Genomic DNA, 323 nt, shown 5'->3' on the forward strand with positions numbered 1-323 from the left:
CTCGTCATAGTGGCTCTCGATTGAGGCCGGCCCCATCCGCGGACTCACGCCCGTGATCTCGGTGCCGGGTGCCGCTACCTGACGGGCGCAGGCGGTCATGGCATCGGTCATGCTCATGGTGGTATTGGGATTGATCAGCTTGATACGCATGCTTGTTCCTTGATGCAATGAAGTCCAGGTCGGCGACGCTCAACGCTTGCGCGCAAACATCAGGTAGAACACCGCGCCCAGCGCCGCACCGATGAACCAGGAGAAGTCCGCCGCTTTGCGCAGCTGCGGCAGCATCACGCAGGCCACGCACACGGCAGCAGCCAGCACCAGCG

1 protein-coding gene is annotated in these 323 nt (G+C 63.2%); it reads right to left on the reverse strand.

Features of this window, described 5'->3' with window-relative positions; translation table 11 throughout:
- On the reverse strand, positions 1-150 hold a 150-nt coding region (locus ACZ3HH_RS29545; RefSeq protein WP_465810066.1), incomplete at its 3' end, for an aspartate/glutamate racemase family protein.
- Positions 151-323: the final 173 nt, after the last annotated feature.

It is taken from the genome of Pseudomonas sp. PME37.24/025 (genome assembly GCF_055556615.1).